General features: G+C 72.9%; 17 protein-coding genes. 12 read left to right on the top strand and 5 right to left on the bottom strand.

The window, feature by feature from the left end; all coding sequences use genetic code 11:
- Positions 1–258: 258 nt before the first annotated feature.
- The 4 genes from CUT83_RS07155 to CUT83_RS07170 all read left to right on the top strand — a co-directional run bounded on the left by CUT83_RS07155 (position 259) and on the right by CUT83_RS07170 (position 3,827).
- The gene (locus tag CUT83_RS07155) at positions 259–912 is read left to right on the top strand and encodes a response regulator transcription factor (protein WP_101255039.1); all 654 of its coding nucleotides are present in this window, start codon (positions 259–261) and stop codon (positions 910–912) included.
- A 7-nt stretch (positions 913–919) separates the two neighbouring features.
- Complete coding sequence (locus CUT83_RS07160) at positions 920–2,197, top strand: sensor histidine kinase (protein ID WP_101255040.1); 1,278 nt, start codon at positions 920–922, stop codon at positions 2,195–2,197.
- 444 nt (positions 2,198–2,641) lie between these two features.
- Entirely contained in the window at positions 2,642–2,941 is a 300-nt protein-coding gene (locus tag CUT83_RS07165; RefSeq protein ID WP_093662716.1) for a DUF4193 domain-containing protein, read from the top strand.
- Between the two features lie 13 nt (positions 2,942–2,954).
- Positions 2,955–3,827 (top strand): EcsC family protein, encoded by an 873-nt coding sequence (locus tag CUT83_RS07170; protein ID WP_240958320.1) that lies wholly within the window; start codon positions 2,955–2,957, stop codon positions 3,825–3,827.
- 71 nt (positions 3,828–3,898) lie between these two features.
- Here CUT83_RS07170 and CUT83_RS07175 read toward each other — a convergent pair whose 3' ends face one another.
- The gene (locus CUT83_RS07175) at positions 3,899–4,354 is read right to left on the bottom strand and encodes a DUF3093 domain-containing protein (protein ID WP_101255041.1); all 456 of its coding nucleotides are present in this window, start codon (positions 4,352–4,354) and stop codon (positions 3,899–3,901) included.
- 58 nt (positions 4,355–4,412) lie between these two features.
- Between CUT83_RS07175 and CUT83_RS07180 the strand changes: the two genes are divergently transcribed.
- The 6 genes from CUT83_RS07180 to CUT83_RS07205 all read left to right on the top strand — a co-directional run bounded on the left by CUT83_RS07180 (position 4,413) and on the right by CUT83_RS07205 (position 8,562).
- On the top strand, positions 4,413–4,997 hold the full coding sequence (locus CUT83_RS07180; RefSeq protein WP_101255042.1) for a PaaI family thioesterase: 585 nt from the start codon (positions 4,413–4,415) through the stop codon (positions 4,995–4,997).
- Positions 4,994–5,554 carry a dUTP diphosphatase gene (gene dut / locus CUT83_RS07185; RefSeq protein WP_240958318.1) on the top strand — a complete coding sequence of 187 codons (561 nt, stop codon included), beginning with the start codon at positions 4,994–4,996 and terminating at the stop codon, positions 5,552–5,554. Before CUT83_RS07180 ends, dut begins: the two co-directional genes overlap by 4 nt.
- Before the next feature lies 1 nt (position 5,555).
- Positions 5,556–6,344 carry a DUF3710 domain-containing protein gene (locus CUT83_RS07190; RefSeq protein WP_101255043.1) on the top strand — a complete coding sequence of 263 codons (789 nt, stop codon included), beginning with the start codon at positions 5,556–5,558 and terminating at the stop codon, positions 6,342–6,344.
- Between the two features lie 155 nt (positions 6,345–6,499).
- Positions 6,500–7,210 carry an ABC transporter ATP-binding protein gene (locus tag CUT83_RS07195; RefSeq protein ID WP_101255044.1) on the top strand — a complete coding sequence of 237 codons (711 nt, stop codon included), beginning with the start codon at positions 6,500–6,502 and terminating at the stop codon, positions 7,208–7,210.
- A gap of 155 nt (positions 7,211–7,365) precedes the next feature.
- A complete protein-coding gene (locus CUT83_RS07200; protein WP_101255045.1) occupies positions 7,366–7,773 on the top strand; it encodes an OB-fold nucleic acid binding domain-containing protein in 408 nt (135 codons plus the stop codon).
- A gap of 3 nt (positions 7,774–7,776) precedes the next feature.
- Entirely contained in the window at positions 7,777–8,562 is a 786-nt protein-coding gene (locus CUT83_RS07205; RefSeq protein ID WP_439144995.1) for a DUF3159 domain-containing protein, read from the top strand.
- Positions 8,563–8,667: 105 nt separating this feature from the next.
- Here the strand turns inward: CUT83_RS07205 and CUT83_RS07210 are convergent, their stop codons facing one another.
- From CUT83_RS07210 to CUT83_RS07220, 3 genes are all read right to left on the bottom strand, one after another.
- Positions 8,668–9,351, bottom strand: coding sequence for a potassium channel family protein (locus tag CUT83_RS07210; protein WP_101255046.1), 684 nt, complete (start codon positions 9,349–9,351; stop codon positions 8,668–8,670).
- Positions 9,348–10,016, bottom strand: coding sequence for a potassium channel family protein (locus CUT83_RS07215; RefSeq protein WP_101255047.1), 669 nt, complete (start codon positions 10,014–10,016; stop codon positions 9,348–9,350). Before CUT83_RS07215 ends, CUT83_RS07210 begins: the two co-directional genes overlap by 4 nt.
- A 108-nt stretch (positions 10,017–10,124) precedes the next feature.
- On the bottom strand, positions 10,125–12,272 hold the full coding sequence (locus CUT83_RS07220; protein WP_101255048.1) for an MMPL family transporter: 2,148 nt from the start codon (positions 12,270–12,272) through the stop codon (positions 10,125–10,127).
- A gap of 96 nt (positions 12,273–12,368) precedes the next feature.
- On the opposite strand from CUT83_RS07220, the gene CUT83_RS07225 reads away from it, so the two are divergent.
- Complete coding sequence (locus CUT83_RS07225) at positions 12,369–12,923, top strand: MarR family winged helix-turn-helix transcriptional regulator (protein ID WP_420882482.1); 555 nt, start codon at positions 12,369–12,371, stop codon at positions 12,921–12,923.
- Here the strand turns inward: CUT83_RS07225 and CUT83_RS07230 are convergent.
- The gene (locus CUT83_RS07230) at positions 12,820–14,508 is read right to left on the bottom strand and encodes an SDR family oxidoreductase (protein WP_101255049.1); all 1,689 of its coding nucleotides are present in this window, start codon (positions 14,506–14,508) and stop codon (positions 12,820–12,822) included. The two genes, CUT83_RS07225 and CUT83_RS07230, sit on opposite strands and share 104 nt — an antisense overlap.
- 164 nt (positions 14,509–14,672) lie before the next feature.
- On the opposite strand from CUT83_RS07230, the gene CUT83_RS07235 reads away from it, so the two are divergent.
- Positions 14,673–16,739 carry an APC family permease gene (locus CUT83_RS07235; protein ID WP_101255050.1) on the top strand — a complete coding sequence of 689 codons (2,067 nt, stop codon included), beginning with the start codon at positions 14,673–14,675 and terminating at the stop codon, positions 16,737–16,739.
- Positions 16,740–16,792 lie beyond the last annotated feature (53 nt).

Consider the following 16,792-nt stretch of genomic DNA (forward strand, 5'->3'; position numbering starts at 1 on the left):
CGTGATCGCGGGTGTACTGCCGTCCTCCCCATCTCAAACCTCAGAGAAACCTCAAGAAGGACGAAAATTCGGTGAACGGCTGCGACGGAAGTCCCTTACGGCCCGTTTACTGAGGTCGCGGGCACGATGGACATGATGGAACAGGACGGGGTGCGGCCCGGCTCGGAGCCGCTCCCGCGCCGTTCCCCGACGGCCCGGACGGCCCCTTGTCCTGTGAAGCCCCGCGAAGCACCGTGAACCGAAGGAAGGACACCGCCCGTGCGCGTACTCGTCGTCGAGGACGAGCAACTGCTCGCCGATGCCGTGGCCACCGGACTGCGCCGGGAGGCCATGGCCGTCGACGTGGTCTACGACGGCGCCGCGGCCCTTGAGCGCGTCGGGGTCAACGACTACGACGTGGTGGTGCTCGACCGCGACCTGCCACTGGTCCACGGCGACGACGTGTGCCGCGAGATCATCCGGCTGGGCCTGCCGACCCGGGTGCTGATGCTCACCGCCTCCGGCGACGTCAGCGACCGGGTGGAGGGCCTGGAGCTGGGCGCGGACGACTACCTGCCCAAGCCCTTCGCCTTCAGCGAGCTGACCGCCCGGGTACGGGCGCTCGGCCGCCGCAGCACCGCGCCCCTGCCGCCGGTGCTGGAGCGCGCCGGCATCCGGCTGGACCCCAACCGCCGCGAGGTCTTCCGCGACGGCCGGCAGGTGCAGCTGGCCCCCAAGGAGTTCGCGGTGCTGGAAGTGCTCATGCGGGGCGAGGGATCGGTGGTCTCCGCCGAGCAGCTCCTGGAGAAGGCATGGGACGAGAACACCGACCCGTTCACCAACGTCGTACGGGTCACCGTGATGACCCTGCGCCGCAAGCTAGGCGAGCCGCCGGTGATCGTCACCGTGCCCGGCTCCGGATACCGCATCTGAGCCCCTCATGACACCCAGCACGCCCGGTACCCCCGGCTCTCCGCCCCAGCCCCCGGCGACCCCGCCCAAGCCCACCTGGGACCCCTTCCAGCCGGGCCGCTCACACCCCTGGCTGCGGCCCACCATCCGCATACGCCTGACCCTGCTGTACGGCGGGATGTTCCTGATCGCCGGGATGGTGCTGCTGGCGATCATCTACCTGCTGGCGGCCCAGGCGCTGAAGGACGGCAGCCATCTGCCCTTCCAGATCATCGGCGTGCGGGACCAGACCACCGACGCCGTCTGCAGCCTGCCCAGCCGGGCGGACGGCGGGGAGCTGACCCCCCAGGAGCTGACCGCCGCGGTCCAGCAGTGCATGGAGAACCAGCGGCAGGTGGCCCTGGAGGCCCTGCTCAACCGTTCCCTGATGGCCCTGCTGGGCCTGGCCGTGGCCGCCTTCGCCTTCGGCTACGTCATGGCCGGCCGGGTGCTCTCGCCACTGGAGCGCATCACGCGCACCGCCCAGCGGGTCGCCGGTTCCGACCTGCACCGCCGCATCGAGCTGGACGGACCGGACGACGAGCTCAAGGAGCTGGCCGACACCTTCGACCAGATGCTGGACCGGCTGGACCGGGCCTTCACCGCCCAGCAGCGGTTCGTCGCCAACGCCTCGCACGAGTTGCGCACCCCGCTGGCGATCAACCGCACCCTGCTGGAGGTCCAGCTCTCCGATCCCGGCGCATCCCCGGAGCTGGTCCAGCTCGGCAAGACGCTGCTCGCCACGAACGAGCGCAGCGAGCAGTTGGTGGAGGGCCTGCTGCTGCTGGCCCGCAGCGAGAACGAGATCGTGGACCGCAAGCCCGTGGACCTGGCCGAGGTCGCCTCCCAGGCCGTGGAGCAGGCGCGCGGAGAGGCCGAGGAGGGGGGCGTGGAGCTGCGGGGCGTGCGCCAGCCCGCGTATGTGCAGGGCAGCGGGGTGCTGCTGGAGCGGGTCGCGCTCAATCTGGTGCAGAACGCCGTGCGCTACAACGTGCCCGGTGACGGCTGGGTCTCGGTGGACACCCGGGCCCAGCCGGGGCAGGCGGTGCTGGTGGTGGAGAACACCGGCCCGGTGGTCCCGGCGTACGAGGTGGACAATCTCTTCGAGCCCTTCCGCAGGCTGCGCACCGAGCGCACCGGCAGCGACAAGGGGGTCGGCCTGGGCCTGTCGATCGTGCGGTCGGTGGTGCGCGCCCACGGCGGGGCGGTCACGGCCCGGCCGCGTGAGGAGGGCGGGCTGGTGGTGCGGGTCACACTCCCCATCTGACGTCCCCGCCGGACGGGAGGGGCGGACGGGCCGGACGGGACGGAGAGGCGATCATGGAATACCCTCGCCACGCCCGGTGTTATGGGGCGAAATCCGGGAATTCCTCCATGGTTCGCCCCGGTTGTGATCGATCACACACGCGATTTTTCAATCACGCGCGTACAGCCCCCCAAGGCCTGTCGAAAAATGCCGGAAAATCCATGTTTTCGCAGGTCGTGATCGTGGAAAAGAGGGGAGGCGGTACGCGCAAAGTGGACACGAGGGCCGTCCCGGGCCCTCGGTCGACGGCCGACTCGGTCACCCCATCAGGGGCGCGGTTGGGTGTCGATTGAGTAACAGGGCTTGATGTGAGGCAAAATCTCCGCCTCAGGTCGGGCACAAGTCCGGCCTCTCGCGCGTTACGTGCGCTGGAGACACCACAGACACCCAGAGGGGGAGAGCGACATGGCGACCGATTACGACACTCCACGCAAGACCGATGACGACGTCAACGAGGACAGCATCGAGGAACTGAAGGCCCGGCGGAACGACAAGTCCGCCTCGACCGTCGACGTCGACGAGTTCGAGCAGGCCGAGGGCCTGGAGCTGCCCGGAGCGGATCTCTCCAACGAGGAGCTGTCCGTGCGGGTGCTGCCCCGGCAGGCCGACGAGTTCACCTGCATGAGCTGCTTCCTGGTCCACCACCGCTCGCAGCTGGCGGCGGAGAAGAACGGCCACCCCATCTGCCGCGACTGCGCGGCCTGAGCCGGGCCGGCTGATGACGGCCGAGGAAGCACGTGACGCCGAGCGGGGCCAGGACGGGGAGGCCTCGCTCGCGCCCGTACCCGCACCCAGGTCCGCGCCCGCAGCCGCCCTCGGCCGCGGGCTGCGGCGGCTCCGTCCGCGCCGCCCGGACGGAGTGGACGGAGTGGACGGCGCGGACAGACCCGACGGACCCGACGGCCGAAGCGCACGGGGGCCGCGCGAGCGTGGCACGGTCCGGGCGTTCCTGGGCGTGGTGGCCGACCGCATCGTCGACCTCGCCCCCAGGATCCCGGTGAGGGACCTGGCCACGCTCCGCCGGCAGTTCCCGGGCCTGGGTCCCGAGGAGATGGCCGACCGGCTGATATCGGGTGCCGTGAAGGGCAGTGCGACCGTCGGCGCCGGAGTGGGCGCCTCGGCGATGCTGCCCGTACCGCCGGCGATGCCCGCCGAGCTGGCCGCCGAGGTCGTCGGGGTGGCCGCGGTGGAGCTCAAGCTCATCGCCGAGCTCCACGAGGTCTACGGGCTGCGCCCGCCGGGCAACACCCGGGAGCGGGCCGCCGCGTACCTCACCGAGTGGACCCAGGAGCGCGGGATAGAACTGGCCGCGCCCGCCACGTTCGGCGCGGCGTTCGGCAGCCACATGAGACGCCAGCTGCGCCAGACCCTCCTCAAACGCACCATGCGCAACCTCCCCAACCTCACGCCGTTCATGATCGGCGCGGCGGTGGGCGCCCTGATGAACCGGCGCGACACCAGGAAGCTGGCGGAGAAGATCCGCGGCGATTTGAGGCAGCGGCGGATCCCCTGGGACGCGATCCCCCTGGAGGACCGCCCGGGGAAGATCATCCCCTCGCAGCCCCGGAACGCCCCGGAAGGGGACGGCTGACGCCCGTCGTCCTCCCGCCGGGCCCTTCGCCGGCCCGGTACGCCCGGCCCGGTACGCCCGGCCCGGCCGCGCTACCGGCGCGCGGCCTCCAGCGCGTCGGCCAGCGCCCGCGGGCGCCGGGTGGACAGATACAGGTACGGCGTGGGATCCGCGGGGTCGGTGACCTCCACGCGCAGCGCCGTGGGCACATAGCCGCGCAGCAGCATGTAGGCGCGCGGATCGGCGCGGTGGGTGCGCCAGGCGCGGGCCTCCTCCTCGTCCAGGACGTGCGCCCCGCCCAGCGCGGAGACCGGCACCCGGGCGTCCCCCGCGACCAGCGAGTCCGCGACCACGCGGATACGGGCCGATCCGTAGGCGCTCACCGCCACCGCGCCCAGCGCCGCACCCACCGCCAGACCGCCCAGCAGGGGCATCAGGCCCAGGGGGAACAGGATCAGGCCCAGGGCGACCCCGGACAGGGCGGCGATCAGCCGCCAGGTGCGGGGTGCGGTCAGCCGCTCGTCGTACAGCACGCCGGGAGGAAGCATGTCCCCAGCTTGGCACGCCCGCGACCGGCTCACTGACCCGGCGGTAAGGTCAGCATCCGTGAGTGCCACCAAGACATCCCTGACCCCGCCGGACGACGCCGTTCCCCCCGTGCGCCACCCCGACGCCCCCGCCCCCGGAGAGCCGCTGGGGGCCCACTACGCGCAGTGCTTCGGCTGCGGCACCGAGCAGCCCCACGGGCTGCACATCGACGCCCGGGCGGGCGAGGGGGTCAGCGTCACCGCCGAGTTCACCGTCCGCCCCGAGCACCAGGGCGCCCCCGGCCTCGCCCACGGCGGACTGCTGTCCACCGCCATGGACGAGATCCTGGGCTCCCTGAACTGGCTGATGCACACCATCTCGGTCACCGGGCGCCTGGAGACCGACTTCCTCCAGCCCGTCCCCGTGGACTCCGTGCTGCACCTGACGGCGCGGGTGACCGCCCGGCACGGGCGCAAGATCTACTGCACCGCCACCGGGCGCGTCGGCGGCCCCGACGGCCCCCTCGCGGTGCGCGCCGACGCCCTCTTCATCGAGGTCAAGGTCGAGCACTTCGTCGACCACGGCCGCAAGGACGAGATCGAGGCCGCGATGGCCGATCCCGACACCGTCCGCCGGGCCCGCGCCTTCGAGGTGAACCCGTGAGCCGCGCCGGCCTGCCCGGACGCGACCCCGTCGAGGTGCTGATCCGCCGCCTCGACCCCGAGGTGCCGCTGCCCGCCTACGCCCACCCCGGCGACGCCGGCTGTGATCTGGTCACCACCGAGGCGGCCGAACTGGCCCCCGGCGAGAGGGCTGTTCTGCCCACGGGGGTTTCCATCGCACTGCCCGACGGGTACGCCGCCTTCGTGCATCCGCGCTCCGGTCTGGCGGCCCGCTGCGGGGTCTGCCTCGTGAATGCCCCCGGAACCGTGGATGCCGGGTACCGTGGGGAGATCAGGGTGATCGTGGCCAACCTGGATCCACGCGAGAGCGTGCGGTTCGAGCGGTTCGACCGCATCGCCCAGCTCGTCGTCCAGCAAGTCGAGAAGGTGCGCTTCCACGAGGTGGAGGAACTGCCGGGATCGGCGCGAGCGGCGGGGGGCTTCGGCTCCACGGGCGGCCACGCCGCACAGGACGGCACCGCACAGGACCACGCTGCACAGCACAACCATTACGCTGCGGTCGCGGCCGACGAGGCTGCCGACCTGAAGGGACAGTGACGTGTTCGGACGTCGTCGCAAGAAGAAGGTAGAGCCCGAGGGCGCCTCGGACGAGTTCGAGACGGAACGATCCGACGAGGGCACCGACGCGTCGGACGGGTCCGCCGACGGCACCGGTGGCGAGCAGACCCGGGTCAAGCTTCCCCCGGCCCCCCGGCCGGACGGCCCCTGGGACGTGAGCGAGCTGCACGCACCGGGCGAGGGCCGGGTCGATCTGGGCGGCATGTTCGTGCCCGGAGTGCCGGGCATGGAGCTGCGGGTGGAGGTCGCCGGTGACGCCATCGTCGCCGCGACGATCGTGCTCAAGGACAGCGCCGTCCAGCTCCAGGCGTTCGCCGCCCCCAAGCGCGAGGGCATCTGGGACGAGGTGCGCGAGGAGATCGCCTCGGGCATCACCCAGAAGGGCGGGATCATCGACGAGGTCGAGGGACCCCTGGGCTGGGAGCTGCGCGCGCAGGTGCCGGTCAGGCTGCCCGACGGCAACAGCGGCATGCAGGTCGTGCGTTTCATCGGCGTGGACGGCCCCCGCTGGTTCCTGCGCGGTGTCATCTCCGGCCAGGGCGCGGTGCAGCCGCAGGCCGCCGGACTGCTGGAGCAGATCTTCCGCGACACGGTCGTGGTGCGCGGGGAATCCCCGATGGCGCCCCGTGACCCGATCGTCCTCAAGCTCCCCGACGACGCGCAGATGGTGCCCGACGGCGTCCAGCAGGAGCAGGCCCAGGAGGGCTCCCGCTTCGCCGGCGGCATCGACAAGCTCCAGCGCGGCCCGGAGATCACCGAGGTCCGCTGAGCGGGACGCGGGGCGCGGGGCTCCCGCGGGAGCCCCGCCGCATCGCCCGTGACGGGTGACGGCCGGCCGCGGGCTCCGGCGCCGGACGGGGTGAACCCCGGCCGGTGCGGCGCTAGGCTCGGCACCGTCCGGAGCCGTCCGGAAGGGGAGGCCGTATGGGCGCCGTGGTCGACGTCGAGGATCTGTACCACTCCTACGGCCACGCACCCGCCGCGCCGCCCGTACTGCGCGGCCTGTCGCTCACCGTCCGGCGCGGTGAGCTCGTCGCGGTCACCGGGCGCCCCGGCGCGGGCCGCACGACCCTCCTGGGCCTCGTCGGCGGGCTCGACACCCCCGTCTCGGGCCGGATCACCGTCGACGGGGTGCGGCTGGACGGAATGGGGGAGCAGGAGCGGCTGAGGCTGCGCCGCGACCGCATCGGCATCGTCTTCCCCTCCCCGGGGCTGCTGCCGGTCCTCACGGTCGCCGAGAACGTCGGTGTTCCGCTGCGGCTGCGCAACATCCCCGCGCGCGAGCGCGACGAGCGGGTCTCCCGGCTGCTGGCCGAGGCCGGCCTCGCCGAACTGGCCGGGCGGCGGCCCGACGAGATCGACGGTGCCCGGCGCCAGCGCGTCGCCGTCGCCCGCGCGCTGGCCATCCGGCCGGCGCTGCTGGTCGCCGACGAACCCACCGCACTGCTCGGCCCCGGCGACGTGGCCGGGGTGCTGGAGCTGCTGTACACCGCCGTCCGCGCCCGCGGGACCACCGCGCTGGTCGCCACCCGCGAGCCCTGGCTGCTGTCCCGCTGCGACCGCGTCCTGGAACTGCGCGACGGACGGCTGAGCGAGGCCGGCCCGGAACTGCGTCCACTGCCGGCCCGGCCCTGAACCGCGAGCCGTGAGCCCGGTGCGCGTCGCGGAGCGCCGGGTCCGCCGGGGGCTCGGAAGACGCCGGGGAACCGGGGAAGGAGCCTTCGGTCACATCCGGTTCCGGGGCCCTCCGGGGCATTACGGGGGGTGACGGGCGCGGGTAGGCTGGCCGTATGAGTGGCGTTACCCGACTCGAGAGGGGCGGCCGGCTGCGGCGCCTCCTCGGGCGTCTGGCCTCCTCCCAGGAGGATCTGCTCTCCGCCGAACTCCGGCAGGACACCGAGGAGAGCGGCTGCACCCGCATCTGCGACTGCGGCGACCGGCAGATCGTCACGGTCACCGGTACGCTGCGCACGGTGACGCAGCGCCCCAGGGCGGGCGTGCCCGCGCTGGAGGCGGAGCTGTTCGACGGGTCCGCCCCGCTGGACGTCGTCTGGCTCGGCCGCCGGTCCATCGCGGGCATAGAACCGGGCCGCAGGCTGATCGCCCACGGGCGGATCGCGATGAACCGCGGCCGCCCGGTGCTGTTCAACCCCAAGTACGAGCTGCGACCCATCGGACAGGACAGCGGACAGGAGTAGCGGGTGACCTCTCTCGACAAGCCGGCCGCCGGCGTGGACGGGCCCGGGGCCGGAGCCGAGGCCGAGGCCGGCGCGCCCGGTCCGACGGTCACGGACAAGGCGCTGATGGAGGCGTTCGGCGGAGTACGGGGCATGGTGGACACCACCGTGCCCGGACTGGTCTTCGTGCTGGTCTACACGATCAGGCGCGACATCCACCTCGCGGCCGTCGCCGCCCTGGGCCTGAGCGTCCTGCTCGCGCTGGCCCGTCTGGTGCAGCGCGAGACCCTCAAGCACGCCTTCAGCGGCGTCTTCGGGGTCGGGATCGGCGCGGTCTTCGCGATGATGTCGGGCGACGCCAAGAACTTCTACCTGCCGGGCATGCTCTACACCCTGGGGCTGGCGGTCGCGTACTGCCTGTCGGCGATGGTGCGCTTCCCGCTGATCGGGGTGCTGCTCGGGCCGCTGATGCGCGAGAACCTCTCCTGGCGCACCCGCAACCCCGGCCGCCTGGCGGCCTACACCAAGGCGACCTGGGCCTGGGGCATCGTCCTGCTGGCCAAGTCGGCCATCCTCTTCCCGATCTACTTCTGGGGCGACGCCACCCAGCTCGGCTGGGTGAAGGTGGCGCTCGGCATCCCGCCGCTGCTGCTGTGCGTCTACCTGACCTACGTCTTCCTGGCCAAGGCCCCGCCGCCGATCGACGTGATCGCCGAGATGGAGGCGGAGGAGGCCGCGGAGGCGGAGAGGAAGAAGGAGCGGGACGGGGAGCGCGAGCGCGTGGCGGGCGAGACGCGGACGGACTCCTGACCCCCGGCCCCTCACGGCCCCGCGGCGGCCGTACGGCACACGCAGAGGGCGGCGGCCCCGGCCGGCCGGCCGGGGCCGCCGCCCTCTGCCACGTGGAGCCCGCCGCTACCGGGAGTCCTCCTCCGGCTCCCGGCGCACCGACAGCAGTTCCTCCAACTGCTCCTCGCGGGACTGGGCGGCGACGAACAGCAGCTCGTCGCCCGGTTCCAGGGAGTCCTCGGGGCCCGGGGTGAGGACCCTGCTGCCGCGGATTATCGTCACCAGCGCGGTGTCCTCGGGCCACCGCACCTCGCCCACCCGTGTGCCGGCCAGCGCCGACTCGGGGGGCAGGGTCAGCTCGACCAGGTTGGCGTCGCCCTGGCTGAAGCGCAGCAGCCGCACCAGATCGCCGACGCTGACGGCCTCCTCGACCAGCGCGGACATCAGCCGCGGGGTCGAGACGGCCACGTCGATGCCCCAGGACTCGTTGAACAGCCACTCGTTCTTGGGGTGGTTCACCCGTGCCACGACCCTCGGTACGGCGTACTCCGTCTTGGCCAGCAGGGAGACCACGAGGTTGACCTTGTCGTCGCCGGTCGCGGCGATCACGACGTTGCAGCGCTGGAGCGCGGCCTCGTCCAGCGAGGTGATCTCGCAGGCGTCGGCCAGCAGCCACTCGGCCTGCGGCACCTGCTCCACCGAGATGGCGCCGGGCGCCTTGTCGATCAGCAGTACCTCGTGGCCGTTCTCCAGCAGTTCCCCGGCGATGGAACGGCCCACCGCGCCGGCTCCGGCGATCGCGACCCTCATCGGACCTCCCCCTCGGGGCCGCGGGAGAACGCCGCCTCCACGTCGCCGACCCGGTCGCAGCGCATCATCACATGCACCAGATCGCCCTCCTGGATCACCGTGTCGGAGGTGGGCAGCATCGCCTCGCCCAGCCTGGTGATGAAGGCGACCCGGGTGCCCGTCTCCTGCTGGAGGCGGCTCACCCGGTGCCCGACCCAGGCGGTGGAGGCGTGCACCTCGGCGAGCTGGACGCCTCCGGTCGGGTCCAGCCACAGCGGCTCCGCCCCCGAGGGCAGGAGCCGCCGCAGCATCTGGTCGGCAGTCCAGCGGACCGTGGCGACGGTCGGGATCCCCAGCCGCTGGTAGACCTCGGCGCGGCGGGGGTCGTAGATGCGGGCGGCGACGTTCTCCACGCCGAACATCTCGCGCGCCACGCGGGCGGCGATGATGTTGGAGTTGTCGCCGCTGCTGACGGCGGCGAACGCCCCGGCCTCCTCTATCCCCGCCTCGCGCAGGGTGTCGCGGTCGAAGCCGATCCCCTCCACCCGGCGTCCGCCGAAGGACGAGCCCAGTCGGCGGAAGGCCGCCTCGTCCCGGTCGATGATCGCAACCGTGTGACCCCGCTGCTCCAGGGTCCGGGCGAGCGCGGCGCCCACGCGCCCGCACCCCATGATGACGATGTGCATGAGGCCGCTACCCCGTGCCTTCCTGTGCCGTGACGACCCGGGCCCGCATCGTGCGTCGTCCTTCCCGCCCCGACCGGGGCACCTGCCGATCTGTCCTGCGCCGTAACGCTACCCGGCATCCGGCGCGGGGCGCCCCTCCCGGTCCCCTCCGGGTCGTGTCCCCGTCTCCTCGCCGCGGCGGCCCAGCGCGCTGGGCCACCACACGGCCGGTCCGATGTCCCTGGCGAGGGCCGGGACGAGCAGGGAGCGCACGAGGACGGTGTCCATGAGCACGCCGAAGGCGACGATGAAGGCGATCTGCACCAGGAAGGACAGCGGGATCACCACCAGCGCCGCGAAGGTGGCGGCCAGCACCACCCCGGCCGAGGTGATCACACCTCCGGTGGCGGTCAGGCCCTTGAGCACGCCCATCCGGTTGCCGTGCAGCAGGGTCTCCTCGCGGACCCGGGTCATCAGGAAGATGTTGTAGTCCACCCCGAGGGCGACCAGGAACACGAATCCGTACAGCGGGATGGAGGGATCGGTGCCGCTGTAGCCGAGGAGGTGTTCGAAGACCAGGGCGGCGATGCCCAGGGTGGCCAGGAAGTTCAGGGCCACGGTCGCCACCAGCAGCACGGGCATCACCACCGACCGCAGCAGTCCGATCAGGATCACCAGGATGATCACCAGGACGACGGGGATGATCAGCGCGCGGTCCTCGCGGGCGGTCTCACGGGTGTCGAGCTGCTGTGCGGTGTAGCCGCCGACCAGGGCGTCGGCGCCGTCCACGGCGTGCACCCGCTCCCGCAGCCGCTCGACGGTGTTCAGGGCCGCGTCGGAGTCGGCCCCGGCCGACAGGGTGGCCTGGACGCTCACCCGGCCGTCGACGACCAGCGGCTCGCCTCCGCCGGGGCGGCCCGAGGAGGTGACCGGGGCGGCCGAGACCACGCCCTCGGTGTCCTGCGCGGCGGCGGTGACCTCCCGCACCCGGTCGGCGTCCGCGATGATCACGGCGGGGTTGCCGGAACCGCCGGGGAAGTGCTCGTCGAGCTTCTCCTGGGCGGTGACGGACTGGGCCCCGCCGACGAAGATCTCCTTGGTCGGCACGCCGGTGGACGACAGGGTCGGGAAGAAGGCGGCGGCGATCGCCAGGCCCGCCAGCGACACCGCCCACACCCGGCGCGGGGAGCGGTCCACCAGGGCCGCCACCCGGCCCCACACGCCCCGGGCGGCGGACGGGTCGGACGGGTCCGCGGGCGGCTTGGGCCGGGCGGGCCAGTACGCGGACCGGCCGAGCACCGCCAGCACCGCGGGCAGGAAGGTCAGGGCGCTGAGCATCGCGCAGGCGATGCCGATGGCGCCGACCGGGCCCAGGGCCTGGTTGTTGCGCAGATCGCTCAGCAGCAGGGCCAGCAGGCCCAGGGCGACGGTGGAGCCGCTGGCGACGATGGCCCCCAGGGAGCGGCGCAGCGCGGTCCGCGCGGCGCCCAGGCGGTCGCCGCGGTGGGCGAGCTCCTCGCGGAAGCGGGCCGACAGCAGCAGCCCGTAGTCGGTGGCGGCGCCGATGACCAGGATGAACAGGATGCCCTGCACCTGGCCGTCCACCCGTACGACGTCCCGTTCGGCCAGGAAGTAGACGATCGCGGTGGCCAGCGCGAGGGCGAAGACCGAGCCGAGGATGATCGCCAGTGGCAGCAGCAGACTGCGGTAGACCAGCAGCAGGATCAGCAGCACCACGCCGAGCGCCACGCCCAGCAGCAGTCCGTCGATCCCGGCGAACGCCTCGGACAGGTCGGCCTGGGTGGCGGCCGGGCCCGCGACGTAGGCCTCGGTGCCCTCCACCTGCCCGGCGGTCTCCAGGATGGTGTCGACGACGTCGCCCATCTCCTCGTCGAGGTCGGAGGAGAGCGGGAGGACGGCCTGCAGAGCCTCGCCGTCCTCCGACGGCTGCACGGGGGAGGGGCGGCCGGCGACGCCGGGGGCCTGGGCCAGTTCGGTCAGCGCCTGCTCGGCCCGCTGCCGCTGGCCGGCGTCGATGCCGCCCTCGTCGGCCTCCCAGACGACGATGGCGGGCACGGTCTCGGAGGTCTGGAAGTCCTTCTGCGCCTCGATCACCCTGGTCGACTCGGCGCTCTCGGGGAGGAAGGAGGCCTGGTCGTTGGTCGAGACCTCGCTGATCTTCCCGGCGTACGGGCCGAAGGCGCCGCCGACCGCCAGCCAGACGACGATCAGTGCGGCGGGCACCAGCCACCTGAGGACACGCGGTGTGGGTTTCATGGACTCCCCTGAACCGAAGGACGTGGGCACCGCCTGCGCGGGCATAAATCTTTTTCGTTGAGAAACTTGACGATCGAGACTGTATATCGTGGAGGAGTGCGCGACTCAGACGACCCCACCGGCAAACCGGCCGGCGAACCCGCCGGCGCCTCCACCGAGCCCCCCGCCGGCCCCGACGGCGGTCCGACCGGGCTCCAGGCGTTCGCCGTGCTGCTCCGGCGCATGAACGGCGAGTTCAGCCGCATGGCGCACGACTTCGCCCAGTCCCACGGCCTGCACCCCACCGACGTCCAGGCCCTGGTGGAGATCCTGGACGGCGAGCGGGACGGGCCCGTCACCCCCGGACTGCTGCGCGAACGCCTCCAGCTCACCTCGGGCGCGGTCACCGCCTGCCTGGACCGCCTGGAGCGCGCGGGCCACATCCGGCGCACCCGGGACTCGGCCGACCGCAGAATCGTCCACCTCCACTACGCCCCCCGGGGCCGGGAGGTGGCCCGCGAGTACTTCCGTCCCCTCGCGCGTGCCACCGACACCGTGCGGCAGCGCTTCAGCGACGCGGAACTCCGCGCCGTCGTGCGCTTCCTGGCAGCCATGAACGAGGAGCTGGCCGCGCTGCGCCACCGCCCGGACGGGGGCCCGCCCCGGAGGTGACCCGGCGCCGCCGCCCGACACCCGCGGCCCCCGCCTCGGCCGCCGAGGCGATATTGCGCGCCATCCCGCCGAATACCACCGCGTGGAACGGCGAAACACCCCACCAGTACGCCTGGCCCAGCAGACCGTGCGGGTGGAACAGCGCCCGCTGCCGGTAGACGGTCTCCCCGTCCGGCCCCCGGTCCGCCCGCAGCTCCAGCCAGGCCAGCCCCGGCAGCCGCATCTCCGCCCGCAGCCGCAGCAGCCGTCCCGGCTCGATCTCCTCCACCCGCCAGAAGTCCAGCGAGTCGCCCGCCCGCAGCCGCTCGGCGTCCCGCCGCCCCCGCTGCAACCCGATCCCGCCCACCAGCCGGTCCAGCCGGCCGCGCACCGCCCAGGCCAGCGGCGCGGAGTACCAGCCGTTCTCACCGCCGATGCCCTCGATCACCCGCCACAGCGCCTGCGGCGAGGCGGCCACGGTGCGCTCGCGCTCGTCGGTGTAGAGGCTGCCGCCCGCCCAGTTCGGGTCGGTGGGCAGCGGATCGCTGGGCGCGCCGGGGACGGACGCCGAGGACCACCGGGTGGCCACCTCGGCGTTCTTGATCCGCTTCAGCGCCAGCCGCAGCGCCCGGTCCAGGCTCAGCAGGCCGCCGGGCGGGTCGGGGACGTAGCGGGCGATGTCGTGCTCGGCGCAGACCACCTCGTGCCGCAGCGACTCCGCCAGCGGCCGGGCCAGTGCGCGCGGGACGGGGGTGATCAGGCCGATCCAGTGGCTGGACAGGGTGGGGGAGAGCACCGGCACCGGGACGATGACCCGCCTGGGCAGCCCGGCCGTCGCGGCGTAGCGCTGCATCATGTCGTGGTAGGTGAGGATCTCCGGGCCGCCGATGTCGAAGGTCCGGTTCACCTCGGGCGGCAGCGACGCGCAGCCGGCCAGGTAGCGCAGCGCGTCGCGCACCGCGATCGGCTGGAGCCGGGTGCGCACCCAGCTCGGGGTGATCATCAGCGGCAGCCGCTCGGTCAGATAGCGCAGCATCTCGAACGACGCCGAACCCGAACCGATGATCACCGCCGCCCGCAGCACGGCCGTCGGCACCCCGGAGGCCAGCAGCAGCCGCCCGACCTCGGCGCGGGAGCGCAGGTGCGGGGAGAGCTCCTCCTCCGGCACCCCGGCCGGGGTCAGCCCGCCCAGGTAGACGATCCGGCCCACCCCGGCCGCCCGCGCCTGCTCGCCGAAGATCCGCGCGGCCTCGCGGTCGGTGGTCTCGAAGCGGGAGCCGCCGCCCATGGAGTGCACCAGGTAGTAGGCGACGTCCATGCCCTCCATCGCCGCGCGCACCGACGCGGCGTCGGTGACGTCCCCGCGCACCACCTCCGCCCGCCCCGCCCATGGATAGTCGCGCAGCTTGGCCGGGGTGCGGGCCAGACAGCGCACGGTGTGCCCGGCCGCCAGCAGCTCGGGCACCAGCCGGCCGCCGATGTAGCCGGTGGCCCCGGTGACCAGGCAGCGCAGCGGCCGGCCCGCAGGCCCTTCCCCCTCCCCGCCGGTGCTTCCGTTCCCGCCGGTGCGGTCCGTACCGCCCTCGCCGCCGTCGCCGCCGTCCATGTGCCGGCCCGTCCTCTCCGCCATACGGCCATGCTTGGCCCCGCCCCCGCCTCCCGCAACTCGCGGGAGCGGACGCCGGTGACGCGCCCTCCCGCCGTGACCTGCCGCACTCCGGCCCGACGGCGGTTGGGTGGGCCGGGGAGGTGAGGCTTACGATCCTCTGCGTGTCCAAGCTGACCGATGTGTCCAAACGGATCCTGATCGGCAGTGCGCTGCGCAGCGATCGCCTCACCCAGACGCTCCTGCCCAAGCGCATCGCCCTCCCGGTCTTCGCCTCCGACCCCCTGTCGTCGGTCGCGTACGCCCCGGGCGAGGTCCTGATGGTGCTCTCCATCGCCGGGTTCTCCGCCTACCGCTTCGGGCCGTGGATCACCCTCGCCGTCGTCGTGCTCCTGTTCGTGGTGGTCGCGTCGTACCGGCAGAACGTCCGCGCCTACCCCTCCGGCGGCGGCGACTACGAGGTGGCCACCGCCAACCTCGGTCCCCGCGCCGGGCTCACCGTCGCCGGCGCCCTGCTGGTGGACTACGTCCTGACGGTGGCCGTGTCGGTCGCCGCCGGGGTGGAGAACCTCGCCTCGGCCATCCCGTTCGTCTCCGAGAACAAGACCGGTACGGCGGTGGCGATCATCGCGCTGCTGGCCGTGCTGAACCTGCGCGGCGTACGCGAGTCCGGCACGATATTCGCCGCCCCCACCTACCTCTTCGTCGCCTGCGTACTGGGCACCATCGTCTGGGGAGCCTTCCGCGGCCTGGCCCTGGGCGACGAGATGTCGGCCCCCAGCGCCGGATACGAGGTCAGCGCCGAGACCGCGGAGCTGACCGGCTTCGCCCTGCTCTTCCTGCTCCTGCGGGCCTTCTCGTCCGGCTGCGCCGCCCTCACCGGCGTCGGCGCCATCAGCAACGGCGTCCCCGCCTTCCGACGCCCCAAGAGCCGCAACGCCGCGACCACCCTGGCGCTGATGGGCGGGCTGGCCGCCACCATGTTCGGCGGCATCATCGCCCTGGCCCTGGCCACCGGTGTGAAGATGTCCGAGACGCCCGCCACCGACATCCTCATCGACGGCCGCCCCGCCGGTCCCGACTACCACCAGGACCCGGTCATCGCCCAGGTCTCCGCGGCCGTCTTCGGCAACGGCTCGCTCCCCTTCCTCCTGGTCGCCGCGGCCACCGCGCTCATCCTCTTCCTGGCCGCCAACACCGCCTACAACGGCTTCCCCGTCCTCGGCTCGATCCTCGCCCAGGACCGCTACCTGCCCCGCCAGCTGCACACCCGGGGCGACCGGCTGGCCTTCTCCAACGGCATCGTGCTGCTGGCCGTCTTCGCGGGCGTGCTCGTCTACGCCTACGACGCCGACTCCACCCGGCTGATCCAGCTCTACATCGTCGGCGTCTTCGTCTCCTTCACCTTCAGCCAGACCGGCATGGTCCGGCACTGGAACCGCCACCTCGCCCAGGAGACCGACTCCTCCGCCCGCCGCCGGATGAAGCGCTCCCGCGCCATCAACGCCTTCGGCGCCTTCTTCACCGGCCTGGTCCTGGTGGTGGTGCTGGTCACCAAGTTCAGCCACGGCGCCTGGGTCGCACTCATCGGCATGGCGCTCTTCTACGCGATGATGACCGCCATCCGCCGCCACTACGACCGGGTCGCCGAGGAGCTGGCGCTGCCGGCCGAGGCCGGGCGGGAGGAGATGGCCAGGCCCTCGCGGGTGCACTCCATCGTCCTGGTCTCCAAGGTCCACCGGCCGACCCTGCGGGCGCTGGCGTACGCCAAGATGATGCGCTCCGACACCCTGGAGGCCCTCAGCGTCAACGTCGATCCCGAGGAGACCCGCGCCCTGTTCGAGGAGTGGAACCGGCGCGGCATCGACATCCCGCTGAAAACCCTGGACTCCCCCTACCGCGAGGTCACCCGGCCGGTCGTGGAGTACGTCAAGGGCCTGCGCCGCAGCAGCCCGCGCGCCGTGGTCAGCGTCTACATCCCCGAGTACGTCGTCGGCCACTGGTACGAGCAGCTCCTGCACAACCAGAGCGCCCTGCGGCTCAAGGGCCGCCTGCTGTTCACCCCCGGCGTGATGGTCACCTCCGTGCCCTACCAGCTGGAGTCCTCCGAGCGCGCCCGGCTGAGGGCGCGCAGGCGCTCGGAGTGGAGCGCGCCCGGTGCGGTGCGCCGCGGCCCCGCCGGCCCCGACCGGCCCGCGGACCGGAGGGAGGGGGACGGGCGACAGGGGTGACCCGGGCGGACCGGTAGGCTGGAGGACTGCCGTCCATGCGCCCCGCCGTCCGT

Source organism: Streptomyces barkulensis, assembly GCF_002843305.1.
Classification (GTDB): domain Bacteria; phylum Actinomycetota; class Actinomycetes; order Streptomycetales; family Streptomycetaceae; genus Streptomyces; species Streptomyces barkulensis.

What these genes read in the sequence shown, in the direction of transcription:
- CUT83_RS07160 (WP_101255040.1), top strand. Translation starts at nt 920, where the DNA reads ATGACACCCAGCACGCCCGGTACCCCCGGCTCTCCGCCCCAGCCCCCG.
- CUT83_RS07165 (WP_093662716.1), top strand. Translation starts at nt 2,642, where the DNA reads ATGGCGACCGATTACGACACTCCACGCAAGACCGATGACGACGTCAAC.
- CUT83_RS07170 (WP_240958320.1), top strand. Translation starts at nt 2,955, where the DNA reads ATGACGGCCGAGGAAGCACGTGACGCCGAGCGGGGCCAGGACGGGGAG.
- CUT83_RS07175 (WP_101255041.1), bottom strand. Translation starts at nt 4,354, where the DNA reads ATGCTTCCTCCCGGCGTGCTGTACGACGAGCGGCTGACCGCACCCCGC.
- CUT83_RS07195 (WP_101255044.1), top strand. Translation starts at nt 6,500, where the DNA reads ATGGGCGCCGTGGTCGACGTCGAGGATCTGTACCACTCCTACGGCCAC.
- CUT83_RS07200 (WP_101255045.1), top strand. Translation starts at nt 7,366, where the DNA reads ATGAGTGGCGTTACCCGACTCGAGAGGGGCGGCCGGCTGCGGCGCCTC.
- CUT83_RS07210 (WP_101255046.1), bottom strand. Translation starts at nt 9,351, where the DNA reads ATGAGGGTCGCGATCGCCGGAGCCGGCGCGGTGGGCCGTTCCATCGCC.
- CUT83_RS07215 (WP_101255047.1), bottom strand. Translation starts at nt 10,016, where the DNA reads ATGCACATCGTCATCATGGGGTGCGGGCGCGTGGGCGCCGCGCTCGCC.
- CUT83_RS07220 (WP_101255048.1), bottom strand. Translation starts at nt 12,272, where the DNA reads ATGAAACCCACACCGCGTGTCCTCAGGTGGCTGGTGCCCGCCGCACTG.
- CUT83_RS07230 (WP_101255049.1), bottom strand. Translation starts at nt 14,508, where the DNA reads ATGGACGGCGGCGACGGCGGCGAGGGCGGTACGGACCGCACCGGCGGG.